The 19,178-nt window shown below is 53.1% G+C and carries 18 protein-coding genes; 17 read left to right on the plus strand and 1 reads right to left on the minus strand.

Annotation, left to right across the window (positions count from 1 at the left end; all coding sequences use genetic code 11):
- The first annotated feature begins 63 nt into the window (after positions 1-63).
- The 6 genes from HG66A1_RS04125 (at position 64) to HG66A1_RS04150 (ending at position 6,529) form a co-directional block, all read left to right on the plus strand.
- Positions 64-438: a hypothetical protein gene (locus HG66A1_RS04125; protein ID WP_145036876.1), complete on the plus strand. Its 375-nt coding sequence runs from the start codon at positions 64-66 to the stop codon at positions 436-438.
- A complete protein-coding gene (locus HG66A1_RS04130) occupies positions 435-2,432 on the plus strand; it encodes a sodium:solute symporter family transporter (protein ID WP_145180988.1) in 1,998 nt (665 codons plus the stop codon). Before HG66A1_RS04125 ends, HG66A1_RS04130 begins: the two co-directional genes overlap by 4 nt.
- A 45-nt stretch (positions 2,433-2,477) precedes the next feature.
- Positions 2,478-3,317, plus strand: coding sequence for an amidohydrolase family protein (locus HG66A1_RS04135; protein ID WP_145180989.1), 840 nt, complete (start codon positions 2,478-2,480; stop codon positions 3,315-3,317).
- Between the two features lie 24 nt (positions 3,318-3,341).
- Positions 3,342-4,457: a D-TA family PLP-dependent enzyme gene (locus tag HG66A1_RS04140; RefSeq protein WP_145036882.1), complete on the plus strand. Its 1,116-nt coding sequence runs from the start codon at positions 3,342-3,344 to the stop codon at positions 4,455-4,457.
- 81 nt (positions 4,458-4,538) lie between these two features.
- Positions 4,539-5,423, plus strand: a complete 885-nt coding sequence (locus HG66A1_RS04145; protein WP_145180990.1) for an RAD55 family ATPase — start codon at positions 4,539-4,541, stop codon at positions 5,421-5,423.
- A 242-nt stretch (positions 5,424-5,665) separates the two neighbouring features.
- Entirely contained in the window at positions 5,666-6,529 is an 864-nt protein-coding gene (locus HG66A1_RS04150; protein ID WP_145180991.1) for an HDOD domain-containing protein, read from the plus strand.
- 116 nt (positions 6,530-6,645) lie between these two features.
- On the opposite strand, the gene HG66A1_RS04155 is transcribed toward HG66A1_RS04150, so the two are convergent.
- Complete coding sequence (locus tag HG66A1_RS04155) at positions 6,646-7,305, minus strand: hypothetical protein (RefSeq protein ID WP_145180992.1); 660 nt, start codon at positions 7,303-7,305, stop codon at positions 6,646-6,648.
- A 412-nt stretch (positions 7,306-7,717) separates the two neighbouring features.
- Here HG66A1_RS04155 and csrA point away from each other — a divergent pair, with 412 nt between their 5' ends.
- The 11 genes from csrA to rplM all read left to right on the plus strand — a co-directional run bounded on the left by csrA (position 7,718) and on the right by rplM (position 19,176).
- Positions 7,718-7,918, plus strand: a complete 201-nt coding sequence (gene csrA, locus HG66A1_RS04160; protein ID WP_145036890.1) for a carbon storage regulator CsrA — start codon at positions 7,718-7,720, stop codon at positions 7,916-7,918.
- A 438-nt stretch (positions 7,919-8,356) separates the two neighbouring features.
- Positions 8,357-9,130 (plus strand): flagellar hook-basal body protein, encoded by a 774-nt coding sequence (locus tag HG66A1_RS04165; protein WP_145036892.1) that lies wholly within the window; start codon positions 8,357-8,359, stop codon positions 9,128-9,130.
- Positions 9,131-9,201: 71 nt separating this feature from the next.
- On the plus strand, positions 9,202-10,002 hold the full coding sequence (gene flgG, locus HG66A1_RS04170; RefSeq protein WP_145180993.1) for a flagellar basal-body rod protein FlgG: 801 nt from the start codon (positions 9,202-9,204) through the stop codon (positions 10,000-10,002).
- A gap of 43 nt (positions 10,003-10,045) precedes the next feature.
- Entirely contained in the window at positions 10,046-11,185 is a 1,140-nt protein-coding gene (flgA, locus tag HG66A1_RS04175) for a flagellar basal body P-ring formation chaperone FlgA (RefSeq protein ID WP_145180994.1), read from the plus strand.
- Entirely contained in the window at positions 11,182-12,099 is a 918-nt protein-coding gene (locus tag HG66A1_RS04180; RefSeq protein ID WP_145180995.1) for a flagellar basal body L-ring protein FlgH, read from the plus strand. Before flgA ends, HG66A1_RS04180 begins: the two co-directional genes overlap by 4 nt.
- Before the next feature lie 38 nt (positions 12,100-12,137).
- Positions 12,138-13,223 (plus strand): flagellar basal body P-ring protein FlgI, encoded by a 1,086-nt coding sequence (locus HG66A1_RS04185; protein ID WP_145180996.1) that lies wholly within the window; start codon positions 12,138-12,140, stop codon positions 13,221-13,223.
- Positions 13,224-13,267: 44 nt separating this feature from the next.
- Positions 13,268-13,642, plus strand: a complete 375-nt coding sequence (locus HG66A1_RS04190) for a rod-binding protein (protein WP_145180997.1) — start codon at positions 13,268-13,270, stop codon at positions 13,640-13,642.
- A 138-nt stretch (positions 13,643-13,780) separates the two neighbouring features.
- The gene (gene flgN / locus HG66A1_RS04195) at positions 13,781-14,308 is read left to right on the plus strand and encodes a flagellar export chaperone FlgN (RefSeq protein WP_145036904.1); all 528 of its coding nucleotides are present in this window, start codon (positions 13,781-13,783) and stop codon (positions 14,306-14,308) included.
- Between the two features lie 95 nt (positions 14,309-14,403).
- Complete coding sequence (gene flgK, locus HG66A1_RS04200) at positions 14,404-16,080, plus strand: flagellar hook-associated protein FlgK (RefSeq protein WP_145180998.1); 1,677 nt, start codon at positions 14,404-14,406, stop codon at positions 16,078-16,080.
- Between the two features lie 68 nt (positions 16,081-16,148).
- On the plus strand, positions 16,149-18,410 hold the full coding sequence (gene flgL / locus HG66A1_RS04205; RefSeq protein ID WP_145180999.1) for a flagellar hook-associated protein FlgL: 2,262 nt from the start codon (positions 16,149-16,151) through the stop codon (positions 18,408-18,410).
- 298 nt (positions 18,411-18,708) lie between these two features.
- Positions 18,709-19,176 (plus strand): 50S ribosomal protein L13, encoded by a 468-nt coding sequence (gene rplM, locus HG66A1_RS04210; RefSeq protein WP_145193687.1) that lies wholly within the window; start codon positions 18,709-18,711, stop codon positions 19,174-19,176.
- The last annotated feature ends 2 nt before the right edge of the window (positions 19,177-19,178 follow it).

Raw genomic sequence — 19,178 nt, forward strand, 5'->3', positions numbered from 1 at the left:
GAGTACAATCGTTCGCTCAAACGCTCATTTAATAAAGAAACGTTTAAAAGTGAGGGCCGTGCAATGACCGCACCAGTGAACGACACAGAGTCCATGGAAGTCGACCCTGTCTTTTTAAACTCCAGGCGTGAGGCCTGGATTATCCTGGGATTATGGGTTGTCGCGTTGCTGTGGGCCGTGCCTTACTGTTACCTGAACGGGTTTCAGTCGGGACTGGATCCTGAAGCGGTTGAGACGACAATGGGAATACCCAGCTGGGTGTTCTGGGGGATTGCATTTCCCTGGGTCTTGGCTGACCTGTTTACAATCTGGTTCTGCCTGTTTTATATGAAAGAAGACGACCTCGGAGTAGCTCACGAAGGTGAAGATCTCGCAGAAGAAATAGCAGAGATGCACGCAGCACAAGATGATGCAACTACCGGGGGGAATGAGTCTTGAAAGTCTTACTAGCTACCAGTCAGAGTCTACCATTACTGTTTGCAGCAGATGAAACCGGCCCCGATGCGGCGCTGATTTCCTTTATGATCTATACGGTTGCAGTTTTCGTACTCGCAGCCCTCTCAAACCAGCTGCTCAAAAGCAAAAGCTTCCTCAGTGAATACTTCCTGGGAAGTCGTGGCCTGGGGGTCTGGGCCTTCGCATTGACCTTTGCTGCCACCAGTAGTTCCGGTGGAAGTTTTACCGGATTTCCTTCCAAGATTTATTCACACGGCTGGATTCTCGCTTTGTGGATCGGCAGTTACATGGTCGTCCCGATCTGTACGATGGGTTTGATCGGGAAACGATTGAACCAGATTGCACGGCGCTCCGGATCGATTACGGTTCCCGACGTGATTCGCGACCGCTTTCACAGTCCTATTCTGGGTTTGATGGCCGTCTCGCTGATCGTGTTTTTCATGTCGTTTAACCTGGTGGCCCAGTTCAAAGCGGGCAGCCTGATTCTGCAGACACTGCTCGATGGCGTTGCTGTCTTTGAGAGCACCGCCGATGGCTTGGCACAGGCTGTCTCAGGCATCCCATTTCTCTCTGATGGGGTGAGTCCGGAATACCTGCTCTGCCTGTTGGTGTTTGGTATCGCCGTGATTGTTTATACAACGTATGGTGGTTTCCATGCGGTGGTCTGGACCGACGTGATGCAGGGTATCGTGATGGTGATCGGTGTGATCATCATGCTCCCCCTGGCAATTTCACAGGCGGGCGGACTGGAGAACACCACCAAGCTGATGGCGAAAATGACGCCTCCCCGCTATTCCGCTGCAGACAAAGGGGGGATCACACTCACCCTGGATAAACCTGCTGCGGAGGACATGCGAATTGAGGTTGGCACCTGGATCACAGACAAGCCGATTGAAAGTTCCAAAGTCCCGCTGTTGTTCCGGGTGACCGCTGCTTCAGAAATTCCAGCTGGCAAAACCACCGTAGATGAGGTGAAAGTGATTCAGCTGACCACGCTGGAAGACATCGACCGCATTTTGAAACGGAAAGAACAGGAGAATTTCCTCAGCGGAGTGAGTGTCTCCAACATTGATCTGGTGCAGTATGCCTATGGGGAGGAAGCAAGTCAGCAGGGAGCTTATGTTGTCGGTCCGGGGCCCAGCCCTGCCAGTAACAATGGGTTTCTGCCTCTGAGCCTGGCGATCTCGTTCTTCTTCATGTGGGCGATTTCCGGAACGGGGCAGCCTGCAAATATGGTGCGTCTGATGGCGTTCCGCGATACGAAAACGCTGCAGCGTTCGATTTGTACCGTAGCCATTTACTACACCCTGATTTACTTCCCACTGGTGGTGATTTTCTGTTGTGCCCGGGTTATTTTGCCGGGGATGGAAGGCGAATCCGACCGTATCATGCCGGCGATGGCCGTTTATCTGACGGAGAACATCGGCATGGGCTGGCTGGCTGGTCTGCTGGTGGCGGCACCATTTGCCGCTGTGATGTCGACCGTAGACAGCTTCCTGTTGCTGATTTCCTCTGCCTGGGTCCGCGACGTGTATCAGCGGAATATCAATCCCGAAGCCAGCGAGAAGACAATTAAAATGCTGAGTTACCTGGCGACCTTTGTCGTTGGTACCGCAGCGATGATTGTCGCGATCAATCCACCTCAGTTCCTGCAGGACATTATTGTGTATGTAGGGAGTGGACTGGCGGCAAGCTTCCTGGCACCGATCGTCTACGCTCTGTACTGGCGTCGTGTGAATGCCGCTGGTGCGATGGGGGCGATGGTAGGCGGCTTCGGACTGCATCTGGCGATGTATGTGACCGGATACTTCGAGAATGGCAGCTTTTTCAAGCCATATCAGTTGTTCGATTTCGATCCGATCATTGTCGGTCTGTTTGGTTCGTTCATCTGTGGATTCATTGTCACGAAGCTGACTGCACCTCCGCCACAGGAACTGGTGCATAAGTTTTTCTATAAAGAGAAAGCCGGTTCCTGAGCCGACTTTGTCCAACGGGTTTCTGACTCTTTTGAGGATCATGCTATGGAATATATCGACGCACATTCGCATGTCTGGACTCCTGACGTCAAAAAATACCCCCTGGCTCCCGGGTATAAGGTCGCGGATATGCAGCCTCCCAGTTTTACGGCGGAAGAGCTGCAGGCAGAGATGATGCCGGTCGGTGTGAACCGGGTCGTGCTGATCCAGATGTCCTTCTATGGTTTTGACAACAGCTACATGCTGGATTGCATGGCCAAGTATCCGGGAATGTTTTCCGGTGTGGCTGTGATCGACCAGAAGGGGGACAACCCGACGCCGAAGATGCTGGACCTCAAGAAAAAGGGAGTCCGGGGCTTCCGAATTGCACCGAAGACGAAGAAGGTCGACGAGTGGCTGGACGGTGCGTGCATGGAAGAGATGTGGACGACCGGTGCAAAAGAAGGCATGGCCATGTGCTGCCTGATGAATCCCAATGGGCTGCCCGCACTGGATAAAATGTGTCAAAAGCATCGCGACACGACCGTGGTGATCGACCACCTGGCACGCATCGGCGTGACGGGCAAGATTGAGCCTGAGGAAGTCGACGCGTTGTGTAAGATGGCCAAGCATCCCAACGTTTATGTCAAAGTTTCTGCCTTTTATGCCCTGGGCAAGAAGCAGATGCCCTACCATGATCTGGCGCCACTCATTAAAAAGGTGTATCAGGCCTTTGGTGCTAAACGCCTGATGTGGGCTACCGACTGTCCTTACCAGGTGCAAGGACCCCATACTTACAGGGCGTCGATCGATCTGATCAAGAACGGACTACCGTTCCTGTCGGATGACGACAAATCATGGATTCTGGAAAAGACCGCCGAACATGTCTTTTTCCAGGGCATTTAACAGAAACGTGAATCGGGTTTGCTCATGGATGCATGCTATCAGATAGAGGATACCAGTCAGATTATCTCTCCCGGGATGATCATTTTTAAAGATCTTGTGGAAGAGAATTTAAAGCAGATGATCGCACTGGTGGGGAACCCCGATCGGCTGCGGCCGCATTGCAAGACCCATAAGATGCGGGAAGTCATTGAGTTGGAACTCTCGCTGGGTATCAAGAAGCACAAGGCGGCGACTTTTGCTGAAGCGGAGATGCTGGCCGAGACCGGCGTTAAAGACATCTGCCTGGCATACAATCTGGTAGGACCGAATATCGCGCGGGCCATTGAGTTTCGGAAACGCTGGCCTGATGTGTCTTTACAGGTAACCGCCGATCATCCTACCCCCATCGAACAGCTGGGAACCGCGATGACCGAAGCGGGACTCGAAATCGAAGTTCTGCTCGATCTGAATACCGGGCAGAACCGGACCGGGATTGTACCCGGAGACGCAGCGGTAGAACTTTACCAGTTGATAGCGAATACCCCCGGTCTGATTCCCGCGGGCCTGCATGTTTATGACGGTCAGAATCACCAGGTCGATTTCCATGAGCGTGAAGTCGCCGTCAAAGAGGTCTGGCATCATGTTTCCAAGCTGCGGGATCAACTGCTGCTCGAAGGATTAAAAGTCCCCCGGATTGTCGCGGGTGCGACCGGTTCATTTCCGATCTTTGCCAGCATTGATGATCCCGCGATTGAAGTCTGTCCCGGAACCTGTGTGTTTCACGACGTCGGGTACGGTGAACTATTTCCAGATCTCAAATTCAAGCCGGCGGCGATGGTTCTGACACGTGTGATCAGTCGGCCTGGCCCTGATCGGGTTACGTTTGACCTGGGTTATAAAGCGATTGCTTCGGATCCCGCGATGGAAGGCCGCTGTCGGTTCCCCGATTTACCCGATGCCAAACCAGTACTGCAGAATGAAGAGCACCTGGTTGTGTTGAGTGAACGGGCAGGAGAGTTTCAGCCGGGCGACGAGCTGCTGGCCATTCCCCGACACGTCTGTCCGACCTCGGCTCTGCACAAATCGGTAACGGTTGTCAGCGGTGGTAAAGTGGTCGGTCAGTGGAATGTGGCTGCCCGGGATCGCTTCATCACTGTCTGAGATGCACTGAGGTCGTGCTTGCTTTCGAACGAATCTATACCCTTGGAGGCGAACTGCCTCTGCCTGTCAACGAGTCGAATTATGTCTGAACTGCGCCAACAAACGGGAATTCCGGAACTGGATGAAATGCTGTCGGGGGGATTCTTGCCCGGAAAGCTGACAGTGGTTCTGGGGGCGACCGGCATTGGAAAAACGCAACTGGGGCTGCAGTATGCTCAGGCAGGACTCGCCCAGGAAGGGGAGACCGGCATTCTGTTCGATATGGCGACCCGCGGCGATTCACAGAGTCACGAGGATTATGCAGAGCGTCTGTTTCAATGGAAATTGCGGGAGCAACTCGTCGATGAGGTCTTCGACCTGGAACAGATCTGGGAGCGGGAACAGGCGCGTAAAGATTATCAGCATCTCTTCCGCCAGAGTGGCCGCCGGGTGACCCGCCGGGATATGGAGCTGGATGAGTGGAAGGAATGGAAGCTGGAATTTGTCAAAAAGCTGGATGCAGCAATCGCGTATTTCTATGCCAATTTTGTGCATGGTGTCCGGCGTACAGTGATTGACGGGATCGAACCGACCGAACGTCCCAGTGATTCCTTTCAGTTCCATGCCTTCGAATACGTCTACCATCAGATCCTGCGCAAAGAATACGACTGGGTGGCCCGCGATCTGTTTCGGGCACAGTTTCGTAGTCAGCAGGAGCAGATTGAAGCACATCATTACGATTGCCAGCAGATCGGCTGTCTGTTGCTGTTAACCACGCATGAGGTAATGCTGGACGATCTGATTCAGCGTCCCATCGAAAGTGGTGACGTCCTGTCCAATGCCAATACGATCATCCTGATGGGAAAGATCCGGGAAGGCAACCGGATGAGCCGGGCATTACACATCGCGAAACATCGTGGCAGTGCCGTCGATGAATCCCTGGTCCCTTATGAAATCAGGGAAACCGGCCTGGAGCTGATGCGCTGAAGCCGGGCGGGCTGGAATTCGGACCTTGAGGAGGGATTTCTCTGGACTGAAGGTTCTGGCCATTCTCATTATAAAAGCGCTGACCGTTACGACTGGAAGAGTCCCTGCCGAGAATCCAAAAATCGGTTCGTACGCTCCAGTTTCTGCCGTTCCCTGCTGCTCTCAAAGATAGATTTTCGACGAGGTTCCCCTCAAGGGGCAGAACATATATAGAGAGCCTGAGAACAGAGAGAAGGACGGTCATGTTAGTTGATAATTGTTTAGACCCGGGCGATCTTGCAGACGCCTTTGTTCAACGTCTGGATCGATTACATTCCGCACCCAAGGTCGCACAGCAGGTGCTGCAGCTGACCCGCGATCCTGAGAGCCGGATCGATGATATTGTAAACTGTATCGAACACGATCCGGGACTGGCTGCCAAAATTCTACAGGTAGTCAATTCAGCCAAGTACGGTGTTTCGCGTCGGATTACGAGCATCAAGCATGCTGTCTCGTACCTGGGAAAAGATGCCATCCGGATGCTGACAGTCAGTTTTTCCATGGTGGAGTCACTGACCAAACGGAGTAAGGGGCGAATCTTCGCCGATTACTGGCAGCGTGCATTGACGATTGCCTCGATTTCGTCTCATCTGGCAGACCATCATAAATGTCTTAAGAAAGATGAAACCTACACAGCTGGCCTGCTGGCGGATGTGGGGATTCTCGTGTTTTCCCAGGTTGAGCGGGAACAGTACAGCTTGATCTATGAAAGCTATCCACACGGCGAAGCGCTGGTCAAAGGCGAACGTCAGTTCTTCGGATTTGACCATGCTCTGTTAGGCGCACGCCTGATGGATTTCTGGGAGCTCCCACATGAAATGGTGGTGGCGATAGAACATCACCATGATACCGGTCAACACGGTTGTCCCTTGGGAATGGCAGTTCGGACGGGAAGTCTCTTAGCTGGCTCTTTATGGAACCGGAATTCAGAGGAATTTGCCGAAGCCGAAGATCTGCTGATCTCTTTCTTTGACTTCGAAGAACAACAAATCGAACAGATGATCGAAGAATGTCGAGCAGATATTGCTGAAAGTGCCGAGTTCTTCGGTGTGAATCTCGAAGGCTGAACGCACTGTAAACAGACTGTTTTCAGTCCAGAATCAATGTTTGAATGAGAAAGCCCCGCACGCGGATCAGCGTGTGGGGCTTTTATATTGTGGGTCATTGCTGTTCTGATCAAAGACTATTTACGTCTGCCTCTGGGATTGTTCTCTGCCTGGTATGTTTCCTGGATCACCTGCAGCAGCTCTGTCTGCGTGTAGATCATGTCAGTCGGCTGGTTGAAGCCTTTTCCGGTCTTGGTCTGGGAGAGATATTTTCCCAGGTTCTTGCCCCCTTTGGTGGTGGTCATGTATTCAATCATCGTGTAACCGCCGGGGGAGTCGATGAACTCTTTGATTCGTCGTTTACCATACGGCATCTTCAGCAGATGATCGAGGCGATCGTAGCCGCCTGGCATCTTCGCGATTTTACGCATGAATTTGACGCCTTTGGGAGTACCCAGCTGCGAAGCGAGAAAATCGCTGTTGGTATGCATCCGACTCAGAATCGCTTTTTCCGCTTTGACCTTCCAGCCAGCCTGCTGCAGTTCCCGAAACAGAGGTTTGACGTCATTGCTGGTCAGCAGATCACCGGACTCATACCCTTTGCGATTTGTGAAATACTCCCGGGCGATGCTCATGACTTCTGAAAGCTCAGGAAGTTTTTTGGGAGGCATGGCGTCGTCAGGAATCACTTCGGGCAGTGCGGTTCCCTTTGGGGGGTCTGCAGCCTGGAGTGTGGGTGGAATGCACAGGCCTGCTAAAATAAGTGCGGTCAGGTAAGACCTTGGAATGTGTGGCATGGGACTTTCCTCCCTGGACAGGTGACTTAATAGTAGGATTGAGCTTCGGATTGCGTTACCAGCATATATCGACCATTGTCCTGATTGGCTCGCAGTCAGGTTTGTGTCTCGATCTACTGCAAGTTTACCACACTGCTGCAAAATGCTTCACTTTTGTGCCAAATTAGTGAAGCATTTTGCGTGAATCTTAGGTCGTGTTAAACAGGGTGGAATACGTCATGTGTGTTGTAGTGACGCATCACACAGTAAACTTTAAGGGTTATGATAATTTTTTTAAAATTTTGGATTATTCCTCAAACTGGAACCCTGTTTGCTGCGTATAATTCCCAGAGATGGATGTAACTCTTTCACTCTACTGAGTAGGGCTTGGTTAGATTTATCAAAGGAATGAACTCAAGAAAGGAGTCCACTGATGTTAGTGCTCACGAGACGCAAGGATGAAGAGATTTTGATTAACGACAATATCTCGATCAAAGTGCTGTCAGTAAAGGGGAATCGAGTACGTCTGGGGGTTGAAGCACCTGACGACGTTCAGGTTAATCGCGCTGAAATTCGCAAGCTGGTCACCCAGTTTGAAGTCGAATGTGAGCCCCTGCAGAGCTGTGGTTTTTGATTGATCGCACTGATCGCTGATTGATCAGACACTGGTTGCTGAATAGCCACAACGGTTGTTAATTGATCTGGCAGTCAATTTTTGGACCTTCCAGGTCAGTTTGCGACGGACCGATGCTATTATTTTTCTCTCGTGGATGCAGCTTATTGCAGTTGCTTCCCATGTTCTCTATTTGCCTTGGTTTGTCAGCAACCAACTGATCATCATTACTGAATCGGCTCTGATAGCCAGTCATTTAATACGACATGCCCACACATCTCTAAGCAGCAATTGCTTGCAGATGTAAAAATAGGAAAAATAAACTCTTTTTTCCGATTATATTAAAGATACCTGTTAGCGAGTTCCGATAGATAGACGGGGGGAAGTGTCTATCGAAACTCGTTGACATCACCACTGTCTATTTGATTCAGATGGTGGCGGTTCATAACAGGTATCTAAATGATTTACGGCATGTACCTCTCAGCACAAGGCGCTGATGCAAATTCAGTGCGAATGGATGTGCTGGCTAACAATATGGCGAATGCGAACACGACTTCATTCAAGCGTGATATACCCATTTTTCGCATGAACCCGCCTGCCGACGAGAAACAGGCTCCCCTGGCGCCTCTTCCCGGAGATCTGCAAAACCACAGCGGTGGTATCACTCTGGAAGGGATGACGACCAATTTCGAAAACGGGGCCATGATCTCGACCGAAAGCGATTTTGACCTGGCCTTAAAAGGGCAGGGTTTCTTTCAGGTTGGCAATTCTCAAAACTCCTATCTGACTCGCAACGGGTCCCTTTCTCTGGACAGTAAGCGCCGCGTTGTGACTGCCGATCAGGGGCTGCCTCTGCTGAATACCAACGGCCAGGAAATTACACTGCCCGTCGATGCCGTTCGCATGGAAATTTCTCCCGATGGTCTGGTGACTCCCTTTGACGCTCAAGGACAGGCGCTGGGAACCCGGGGACAGATTGCGATCGTGATGCCATCGTCGCTCAACGAACTCGTCAAAATGGGGAATAGCCTCTACACCACTGAAGGTCGTGTTTCCGAGGCCAAAGGGCCTGTCACGATCGAACAGGGTTTTCTGGAAGCGTCCGGCACCAACTCCATTGAGGAGATGATGGAACTGGTGACCTCTACCCGGATGTTCGAGTCTAATATCAACATGATTAAACTGCAGGATGACTCACTGGGCCGTCTGATACAAAGCATGCCCCGCAGATAGAAATCAAACAATCAAAGACAGTTTTAGATCTGTAATCCGTTACAGAGCTTGAGGAAGTAAGGAGACAACCGATGGCAATCAGAGCCCTGTATTCCAGTGCGACGGGAATGGCAGCGAACAGCTTCAATCTCGATACCATTGCCAACAATCTGGCCAACGCGGGTACCACTGCCTACAAGCAGAACCGCGCGAATTTCGAAGACATCTTCTACGAGCATTTCAAGCTGCCCGGTGTGCAGGACAACCAGGGAAACATCACTCCCACCGGCACCGACCTTGGTATTGGTGTGCGCGTACAGAGCACGGAAGGTGATTTCAGTCAGGGATCAATCGTGCCTTCGAACGGAACTTATGACCTGGCCATCGTGGGAGACGGCTTCTTCCAGGTGAATGATGGCACCCAGGATCTCTACACGCGGGCCGGAAACTTCACACTCAACGCAAACGGTAACCTGGTGATGGCCTCAGCGGACAAGGGTTATCTTCTGCAGCCCAACATTTCGATTCCCCAGGATGCGATTAATGTGACGATTTCCGGAGACGGTGTCGTGAGTTACCAGCAGCAGGGATCCACACAGATTCAGATCGCCGGCAACATTCAGATTGCCCGCTTCATCAATAACCAGGGTCTGCTGCGTCAGGGAGACAACCTGTATACCGAAACGACAGGCTCCGGTAACGCACAGATCGGTAACCCAGGGACAGAAGGACGCGGCCAGTTGCGTCAGGGGTTTCTGGAACAGTCGAATGTGGAACCCGTACGGGAACTGGTCGAACTGATTAAAACACAGCGCAACTTTGAGTTGAACAGTCAGGTGGTGCAGGCAGCCGACCAGACACTGCAGACCGTCACGAATCTGCGTCGTTTCTAAGCTGACTCTCTGACCGACTAACCATAGAAATTTGAAAACTGTAATGAATCGTATCTGGGCCAAATCCGTTTTAAGTCTGTTGCTGACAGCCTGCTGTCTGAGCCACACGTGTGACGTGCGGGCTGAGATTCTGCGGCTGAAGTCGACCGCGGTCGTGAATTCGTCCGTGGTACGTCTGGGCGATGTGGCTGACGTGCTGAACGCGGATGAGGCGGAAGCCGCCCGTATGCAGGCGATGATCCTGCAGCCTGCACCGGCGCAGGGGCGCACCCAGGTCATCACGGTTTCACAAATCCGCAGTCGCCTGCAGGCACTGGGCGTCGACTTGAGCCAGCTGGAGTTAACAGGACGCAGCCAGATTCGTGTCAGTTCTGAAAGCCCGCGGGAAGAACCCCAGGTTAAGAAGGCCGCGACACAGCAGGAGTTGCAGCAGACTGAAGAAAAAGTCCAGCAGGCACTCCAGAACTGGATCAGCCGGACTGCGCCCCAGGCCAGCCATTTTACGGTCTCGGTTCGATTGCAGCCGGCAGACGTGCCTGTGGTACGTGAAACCCGGGCCGATGGCTTTTACTTTTCACAGCTGGATCTGAACCGTCAGACCGAGCAGCCTGTTCTGCTGCAGTTGAAAGATGCTCAGGGAATGGTCCGACAGGTGCGGGTGGTTTGTCAGATCCAACGAGTGCCGGAAATTCTGGCAGCCAAATACACATTAAATCGGGGTACAGTGGTTCGCGCCGACGACCTGGTCTGGATGCGACCCGAAAAAGATCAGAAAGGGATCAGCGATCCGCGGCAGGTGATTGGCCGCGAACTGACCCGCACTGTCTATCAGACGCAGCCGATGCGAACCGAAGACCTGATCGAAGTACCCCTGGTACGCGATGGTGCGATCGTAACCGTGTATGCCCGACGAGGCGGCATTTCTGTCCGCCGCGAAATGCGGGCACGCGGTGATGGCTCCATGGGAGATCAGATCACGCTGATCGCTCTGGAAGGCCGCGATCGTTTGACGGCGACGGTGACCGGTTACAACCAGACCGAAGTGAACTACCGTCCGTCCAGCCAGATGCCACAGTCGACGGGAATCCAGTTCATCTCCGGTACGACCGAGTCAGCTGGTCCCTCGCGAGGCGGTCAGGTGCAGACCGTATACGAAATTCAAAGAGGGGGGAGGTCTAAATGAAGTCATTCAGAGGAATCAGTGTGCGAACCTGCCAGCGAAGAAGAAAGCTGGCAGTATTACGGGAGGCGATTTCCCTGGGATGTATCGTATTGTTTTGTTCGAGCGTCGTGCGGGCACAGGGTCCAGCTGTGCAGAACACCGCGCAGGCCAATCAGAGCACTGCAATACGATCCACCCAGGGTACTTCCGAACTGAGTAACATCGAAGCATTGCGTCAGAAGGCAGACAAACCCGTCACGCCGCCGGAACGTCTGGCTGCCCGTATGAATCAATTTGAATACTCATCCGAGGCGATGGAAGTGACCGAGTCCCTGGCGAATACATTCGGGCAAGGCGACCTGTATACACCTTCGCCCAAGCCACCACTGCTGCGTGATTATTCGCTGATCTACGTACCCGCGCCTGAGCCGATTGTTGTCAAGGTGCACGACATCATCACGATTATGGTGGATGAAAAATCAAGCGTGACCATCGATTCCCGTTTTAACCGGAACCGTACCGAAACACTGAAAGCAGAACTCAAAGAGTTCATGCGAATTGATAACGCCGGAAACCTGGCACCCGCTGCGTTGAACAGTCCCAAGATTGACACGCAGTTGCAGGGACGCCTGCAGAGTACTGGTCAGGTGGCGGACCGCGAAGGGATTCAGTACCGCATCGCCGCGACCGTGGTTGATATTCGCCCGAATGGTAACCTGATTCTGGAAGCCCGCAAAAGCATTCGCAGTAATCGGGATGTCTGGGAATACCGGCTGACGGGAGAGATTCGCAGTAAAGATGTCAATCGCGACAATACGGCATTGAGTGAAAACATTGCCAACCTGGATATCGTCAAACACCAGCGCGGGAAAGTTTACCAGAGTACGAAGCGTCCCTGGGGCGTGGTGTTGTACGACTGGTTCTTCCCGTTTTAATTTTGAGTCTATTTGTTAAACGAATACGGAAATTCATCATGTCTGCCCGGTTCTCCCAATCTGTTATCGTCTGTCTGCTGTTCCTCGGAATGCTGACCTGTTCGCAACAGGAACTGCAGGCACGTACGCGCGTGGAGAATATCTGCAGCGTGTATGGCATGCGGGAGATTAAGCTCACAGGCATGGGACTGGTGGTCGGGCTCGACGGGACGGGCGATGGTGCTAAGAATCTGCCGACGATCCGCAGCCTGGCAGCGGCACTCAAGCACTTGAACAATCCGGTTGTCGATCTCAAGGATCTGGCAGCCGCGAATAACGTGGCACTGGTTATGATCGAAGCCACGATTCCCGCCAGTGGAATTCGTAAAGGACAGAAGCTGGACTGCTTCGTCAGCTCCATGCTGGGAGCCAAAAGTCTGCGGGGCGGACGTCTGCTGGTCGCACCGGTGGCGACACCGGAAATCGGTAACGAAGTATTCGCCGGTCTCTGTTCCGGAGCTGTGATCCTGGAAGACGAACTTTCCCTGGCAACCGGGAAGATTATCAACGGTCTGGTGATTGAGCGGGACTTCGAACTGTCATTTATCGATCGTCGGACCCGTTCGATTACGTTGCTTGTTGATAAGCGTCATGCCGGCTTCCACACTGCCAGTGAAGTTGCCCGTGTCATCAACGCTGAATTCAGTTTTGAAGCGGGGAACCGACAACTGGCGATTGCCCAGGGACCGGGTCGGGTTTTCATTCGGATTCCCCGTCAGTATATAGAATCACCGGTCGAGTTCATTGCTGCTGTGATGGAGGTCGGCATCGATCGTCCACACCAGCAGGCCCGGGTGGTGGTCAATCCTAAATCACAAACCGTTGTTGTCACCGGCGAAGTCGAAATCAGCCCGGTGGTGATCTCACATAAGAATCTGACCGTAGGCATTGGTAATCCGGCCGAGGGGGGGCTGCCGGGAGGCTTTGTGCCGGTTAATGGACAGCCAGGTCAGCAGAATACGCAACGACTGCAGGAGCTGGTCGAGGCGTTGAATCAGTTACGCGTGCCTACCGAAGATGTGATCAGCATTATCCGCGAGTTGCATCGTTCCGGAAAACTGCACGCGGAATATGACGAGCACTAAGAGTCCTGTCGTTTACTCAATCATTTTCACAAGGATCACCAGCCATGGCCCCCCTGTCTGGAATTCAAAACAACATTCAACAGAGTACCCTGCTGACCCCTGTCAGCCAGGCACCGTCGGAATTACAGCAACCCGGGCAGAGTTCTCCGGAGCTGAAGGAAGCGTTCCAGAAGTTCGTTGCGGGTACGTTCTATCAGCAGATGTTCAAAGCGCTGCGTTCTGCCCAGGGAAAGCCGGCTTATTTTCATGGTGGCCAGGCGGAAGAGATGTTTCAGTCTCAACTGGACCAGCAGATTTCTGAAGACCTGGCTTCACAGGAAGGAAATGCGTTTTCCGACACGTTGTTCTCGTCATTTTCACGCCAGTTGAATGCGCAGTCGATGAAATCGATCAATGCGGCATCGAGCGTAACACTATAAAAGAACTGTCTTTATACCTGACGAGGGGATTCTGAATAAAACAGACGCGAGAGATAGAGCGATTGTGCCGATTATAACGATAGGCGATTTTCACCGTCCGAGGGGCGGATTATGTAAACCGGGAGAAAGGGGGCTCCCATGCATGCAGCACCAACTGCGCCGGTACCGGCGCAACATCAACAGTTATTGGGTAAACTGACCGGGATCCTGAATGATCTCGAACCCATTCAAAAGAAACTGCTCGAACTCTATGAGCAGAAGTCACAGGCGCTGAAACAGGTCGATCCGGAACGGATTGAACAGCTGGCCGTGATCGAGGAGCAGCTCACTAATACGCTGCAGTTCATTCTGCTCAGACGACAGCAACTACTGCAGACCGCGGAGCAACTCGGTCTGCCCGCCGGTTCCCTGCAGGAACTGCTGCCTGGTCTGGGACTGGGCATTGAGGTCTCTGAACCGATCGCGGAACGAATTGAAGTCGTGCAGCAGCGATCGCAGAAGCTCAGGCATGAAAGCTGGGTCCAGTGGATTGTGGCCCAACGTTCGTTTCAGCATTACTCACAGATCCTGGAGCTGATTGCGCACGCAGGGAAAAAGACGCCGACGTACTCAGGCGGCCAGAATGAAAATGGTTCAGGGGGGGCGATCTTCGACGCATCGGCCTGATTGCGGTTGCCCGTCACGGGCGGAGCAGGGCGATGGTTTAAGAACGCATATATCATTACGGACACACTGCCATGGGACTTAATGCAGCATTATCAATGGCCAAGCAATCGATGGAGGTATTCAGTACCGGCATCCAGGTTGCGGGTCAGAATATCGCCAATGCGGGCACTCCAGGCTACATCCGTGAGAATCTGGTTCTCAATCCGTCCGATCCCTATCGACAGGGGGCGTTGATCACCGGGACGGGAGTGGAGATCTCCGGGATTCAGCAGCAGATCGATCTGTTTCTGGAAACCCGCATCCATTCAGCAAACACCGAATACTCTTCCATCAACGAGCGCGATACGATTTTCAAACAGCTGGAGAGCGAGCTGCGCGAGCTCTCAGGCGGAGACCTGTCGACCGGTCTGAATGATTTTCTGGCCAAGTTGAACAACGCGGTGAATCAGCCTGGCTCAATTCCGGACCGGGAGTTTGTGCTCAGTGAAGCTCAGAAGTTTGCCTCCGAGATCAGTTCACTGAGACTGCGAATCAACGATCTGCGCGAGACCCAGTCGGTCAACGTGGAAAACCTCGTGAAAGAGGCCAACGAGCTGATCGACAAGATCGTGGACCTGAACCCGAAGATTTCGAAGCTCGAAGCATCCGGACTGTTGCAGAGTGATGCGGGCGCTCTGCGAACCGAGCGGTATAACGCGCTCAATCGACTTTCCGAACTGATCCCTGTGCGGTTTCGTGAACGCGCGGATGGTGCCATCGATGTGTTTACCGGTTCCGATTATCTGGTTCTGGCCGGCTCCTCCCAGAAGCTGACTGTCGAGACCGACACCGATAAAGGGGTTGTTGTCCAGGAAGTGTTTTTATCCCGGACCCATAGTAACATTTCCCGAACCGGGGGTGAGCTTAAAGGAATTATCGAAGGCCGCGATGACATCCTGGGGGGCTTTGTGGATCAGCTGGATACATATGCGTCCAACCTGATCTTTGAGTTCAACAAGATCCATTCTTCCGGAGAAGGGACAGCAGGCTTTGAGCAGTTGACCTCTGCGTCCGCGGCGCTGGATCCTTCGGCTAATCTGAGTTCGGCGCTTTCGGGGCTGCCGTTCCAGGCGAGTCATGGCAGTTTCCAGATTAAAGTCACGAATAAGACGACGGGAATTACTAATACCACAACGATCAATGTCGATCTGGACGGCATCGGGGCAGACACCACGTTAAACAGTCTGGCCAGTGCGCTGAATGGCGTGGCGAATCTGAATTCGAGTGTGTCGACCGATGGTCGGCTGAATCTCAGTGCCGACTCCGATTATGAGTTCCGTTTCTCGAATGATACCAGTGGCGCCCTGGCGGCCATCGGCATCAATACGCTGTTCACGGGATCCGATTCCAGTGATATCGGAATCAACTCCGTCGTGCGAGATAACCAGCAGTTCCTGGCTCTGGGGCAGGGGGGCGGCCCTTCAGATGGCAGCAACGCTGTGGCGCTGGCTGCCTTTTCGCAGCAGCCGATTGAGTCACTTGGGGGCATCACCCTCGACGAGTATTACGATAAAGTGGTATCGAGCATCGCCCAGTCATCCGCTTCTGAGGGCGCGCTGGCGGAAGGCGCTCAGACATTCCGGGATTCACTCAAGAATCAGCGCGAACAGTTCTCCGGAGTGAGTATCGATGAAGAGACGATCAACGTCATGAAGTTCCAGCGTGCGTTTCAGTCTGCCGCCCGACTGGTCAGCACCATCGACGAGCTCTTTACCATTTTATTACAGATTTAAACAGACACTATACCCGTGGCGGATTGTCAGAATTGCGTCTCGGAAATGAATGACGGATGCCGTGAATTATGAATATCGGTCCTTTATTACCAGGTCGACTGCCTTCGACGATGCTCTCTGAGCGGTTGAAGTCATCGTTAAACAGCAACGCCCGGGAACTGTCGAATCTCCAGCAGCAGGTGGCCACGGGACAGAAGTTTTCCCTGCTCAGTGAATCTCCTGCAGCGGCGCTGCGAACGATCATTCTCCAGTCCACACTCGAACGTCAGCTGCAGTACCAGACCAACATCAGTACTAACCAGAGTCTGCTCGCCATGAGTGAGACGGCGATGAACAGTGTGGGCGATGCACTCAATACCGCCAAGACACTGGCACTCTCGGGAGTAGGTTCAACGGTCTCCGACGCCGAACGCGTGGCACTTGCCGATCAGGTGGCAGCGCTGCGGACACAGGCCATCAACGCGGGCAATACTACGTTTCGCGGCCAATACCTTTTTTCCGGCAGCCTGACCAATGTCCCTCCCTTTCAGGAACTGGCTGACGGGCAGGTGGTCTATAATGGGGACGGTCATCAGGTTCAGTCCTATATCGATACACAGACCCTGCTCGCCAACAACTTCGATGGCATTTCGGCTTTTGCCGCCAGTAGTCCGGAAATCGGGAGTGATATCGATCCCGCTTTAACGTTACAGACCCGCATTGCAGACCTGCACAGTGGGCGGGGGGCCAAACTGGGGTCGATCTCAGTGACGCTGGATAACGGGACGCCCGAAACTCAGACCATTGATCTTTCCAGGGTAGAGACCATCCAGGATCTCAAAACCGTGCTGGAGAATGCGTTTTCCGGTAGTCCGGTCACGCTGACGGTCGACATCGATCCATCCAGTCAGAACGGACTGCGGTTAACTCCCTCTGCGGGAACCGTGGCGGTTTCCAACGTCTCTGGTTCGAATCTGGCGACGCAACTGGGGATTGCCAGTACCGCGGTAGCACAAATCAACGGAGGCGACCTCGATCCGGGGATCACCCTGCAGACCACGCTGGCTTCTCTGAACGGCGGTACCGGAATCGGTTCGACTGTCGGAACCGGACTTGTCATCAATAATGGAGGCGAGACTCACACTGTCGACCTGTCGACGGCGACCACGATTGAAGATGTCTTCAATCTGATTCGTACGGCTGATCCTAATCTCAATCTGGGAATCAATGAGGCCCGGAATGGACTGGCGATCTCGAGTCGTATCAGTGGTGCGGACTTCTCGATTGGTGAGAACAACGGCGGATCCAATGCTGCGGGACTGGGGATTGCTACCTTTTCTGCCAGTACGCCTCTCTCGGAACTGAATTACGGGCGGGGCGTCGATGTTAATTCTTCGAACAAGCTGCAGATCAACCGGCGTGATGGAAGTACCATCAACATCGATCTGAGCGGTGCGACGACCGTGCAGGACGTGCTGGATAAGATCAACGATTTTGAGACTTTCGACGGTACCACGCCGCTGGCGGATTTGAATCTGGGACAGGGCGTTCCAGTCGGGGCGACCACTCTGGATATTACCCGGCGAGACGGTTCCGTGGTGAATGTGAGTCTGGCCGGCGATGCGACCGTGCAGGATGTGCTGGATTCGATCAACGCCGTGGATCCGGGCAATCTGGTCGCGAGCATCGACCCGGATACGAATGCGATTCGCATTACCGATAATTCGGGGACCGGGCCGTTGAGTGTCGCCAGTAATGCGGTTTCCGATGCCCTGGGACTGGCGGTCAGTGAGACCGGGACCGATAACAGTGTGCCGCTACAGGGGAATTTCATTCCCATCAAGCTGCAGGCTACTCTGAATACGACGGGGAACGGCATTACCATTTACGATGCTTCAGGCACCGGACCGTTGGAGATTCCGCCGATTGAGCTCGCGTATGCATTGGGGATCGATGGTACCGAATCAGGCAGTGACCCGCTGGTGGGACTGCAGGGGAAAGAACCCAATCCGAAAGAAGCGACGGGAGTGCTAAATCTTCTGTCCCGCCTGGAAACGGCATTGCGGAACAATGACAATCAGGGAATTGAGCGGATCGGGGTGAAACTGGATGCCGAAATCAATCGCGTGAATGGCGTGCGATCGGAAATCGGGAACCGGTTGAGTATTCTCGAGGACGCCAGTGGTCGACTGCAGGATCAGGAATTGCAGATCAGGGAAGCCATTTCCCGGGATTTTGATACCGACCTGACGGAAGTGATTGTTGAGATCACCCAGCGTCAGACGGCCTTTCAGGCAAATCTCCAGGTAACCTCTCAGGCATTGCAGCTGACGCTGCTCTCCTTCCTTTGATCAGGACTGACAGGACGCATTTTCGCCACCTGATGCCAGCCGGTAGCGGTTTTCTCTCCTTTTTTGCCTTCTGGCTCGGATTTTCCTCCTCGCTGAAGTTGAAGATCGCCTGCAAAAAGGTTACTGTTACCCGCTCCCTTGAGGTTGGTATGCGCTCTCTTTACCGGCGTAAACCGGCCTGCTACAGACTTTTTGAAGTCAATCTGAAGACGCCCTGATGTTGGGCGTTTTGATATAAGTCTATAATATTGTATCGTTTACGTTTGAGGAATAACCGGTGTCTACTACAAAATCTTTTATGGCGAATGCAAAGACTGTCGACCCTCAGTGGCTCGTTGTTGATGCAGATAACATGATTGTGGGACGGCTGGCTACCAAAATTGCTACCGTACTGATGGGCAAACACAAGCCAACTTATACTGCCCACGTTGATACCGGTGACTATGTCGTCGTCGTAAACTGTGATAAGATCAAGTTTACCGGCAAAGAGCTGGCCCACGATTCGCATCCCTACTTCTCCCGCAAAATGCAGGAAAAGAGCTACGCGAAGTACAGTGGTTATCCCAGCGGTCTGAAAAACGTGACTGCGGAGCAGAAACTGGAACGCGGACAGGCTACACAGGTTCTGTCAGAAGCCGTTCGTCGCATGCTGCCTAAAAACAAGCTGGGGCGTCAGATGCTGAAAAAGCTGAAGCTGTATTCCGGCCCGACTCACGATCATCAGGCCCAGCAGCCCCAGGAATGGCCTGAGTACCTGCTCCCGTAAGA

The organism is Gimesia chilikensis (genome assembly GCF_007744075.1).
Taxonomy (GTDB): domain Bacteria; phylum Planctomycetota; class Planctomycetia; order Planctomycetales; family Planctomycetaceae; genus Gimesia; species Gimesia chilikensis_A.

Bases quoted from the DNA above. Each gene is read 5' to 3' on its own strand.
- HG66A1_RS04125 (WP_145036876.1), top strand. From the start codon at position 64: ATGACCGCACCAGTGAACGACACAGAGTCCATGGAAGTCGACCCTGTC.
- HG66A1_RS04135 (WP_145180989.1), top strand. From the start codon at position 2,478: ATGGAATATATCGACGCACATTCGCATGTCTGGACTCCTGACGTCAAA.
- HG66A1_RS04140 (WP_145036882.1), top strand. From the start codon at position 3,342: ATGGATGCATGCTATCAGATAGAGGATACCAGTCAGATTATCTCTCCC.
- HG66A1_RS04145 (WP_145180990.1), top strand. From the start codon at position 4,539: ATGTCTGAACTGCGCCAACAAACGGGAATTCCGGAACTGGATGAAATG.
- HG66A1_RS04150 (WP_145180991.1), top strand. From the start codon at position 5,666: ATGTTAGTTGATAATTGTTTAGACCCGGGCGATCTTGCAGACGCCTTT.
- HG66A1_RS04155 (WP_145180992.1), bottom strand. From the start codon at position 7,305: ATGCCACACATTCCAAGGTCTTACCTGACCGCACTTATTTTAGCAGGC.
- csrA (WP_145036890.1), top strand. From the start codon at position 7,718: ATGTTAGTGCTCACGAGACGCAAGGATGAAGAGATTTTGATTAACGAC.
- HG66A1_RS04165 (WP_145036892.1), top strand. From the start codon at position 8,357: ATGATTTACGGCATGTACCTCTCAGCACAAGGCGCTGATGCAAATTCA.
- flgG (WP_145180993.1), top strand. From the start codon at position 9,202: ATGGCAATCAGAGCCCTGTATTCCAGTGCGACGGGAATGGCAGCGAAC.
- flgA (WP_145180994.1), top strand. From the start codon at position 10,046: ATGAATCGTATCTGGGCCAAATCCGTTTTAAGTCTGTTGCTGACAGCC.
- HG66A1_RS04180 (WP_145180995.1), top strand. From the start codon at position 11,182: ATGAAGTCATTCAGAGGAATCAGTGTGCGAACCTGCCAGCGAAGAAGA.
- HG66A1_RS04185 (WP_145180996.1), top strand. From the start codon at position 12,138: ATGTCTGCCCGGTTCTCCCAATCTGTTATCGTCTGTCTGCTGTTCCTC.
- HG66A1_RS04190 (WP_145180997.1), top strand. From the start codon at position 13,268: ATGGCCCCCCTGTCTGGAATTCAAAACAACATTCAACAGAGTACCCTG.
- flgN (WP_145036904.1), top strand. From the start codon at position 13,781: ATGCATGCAGCACCAACTGCGCCGGTACCGGCGCAACATCAACAGTTA.
- flgK (WP_145180998.1), top strand. From the start codon at position 14,404: ATGGCCAAGCAATCGATGGAGGTATTCAGTACCGGCATCCAGGTTGCG.
- flgL (WP_145180999.1), top strand. From the start codon at position 16,149: ATGAATATCGGTCCTTTATTACCAGGTCGACTGCCTTCGACGATGCTC.
- rplM (WP_145193687.1), top strand. From the start codon at position 18,709: ATGGCGAATGCAAAGACTGTCGACCCTCAGTGGCTCGTTGTTGATGCA.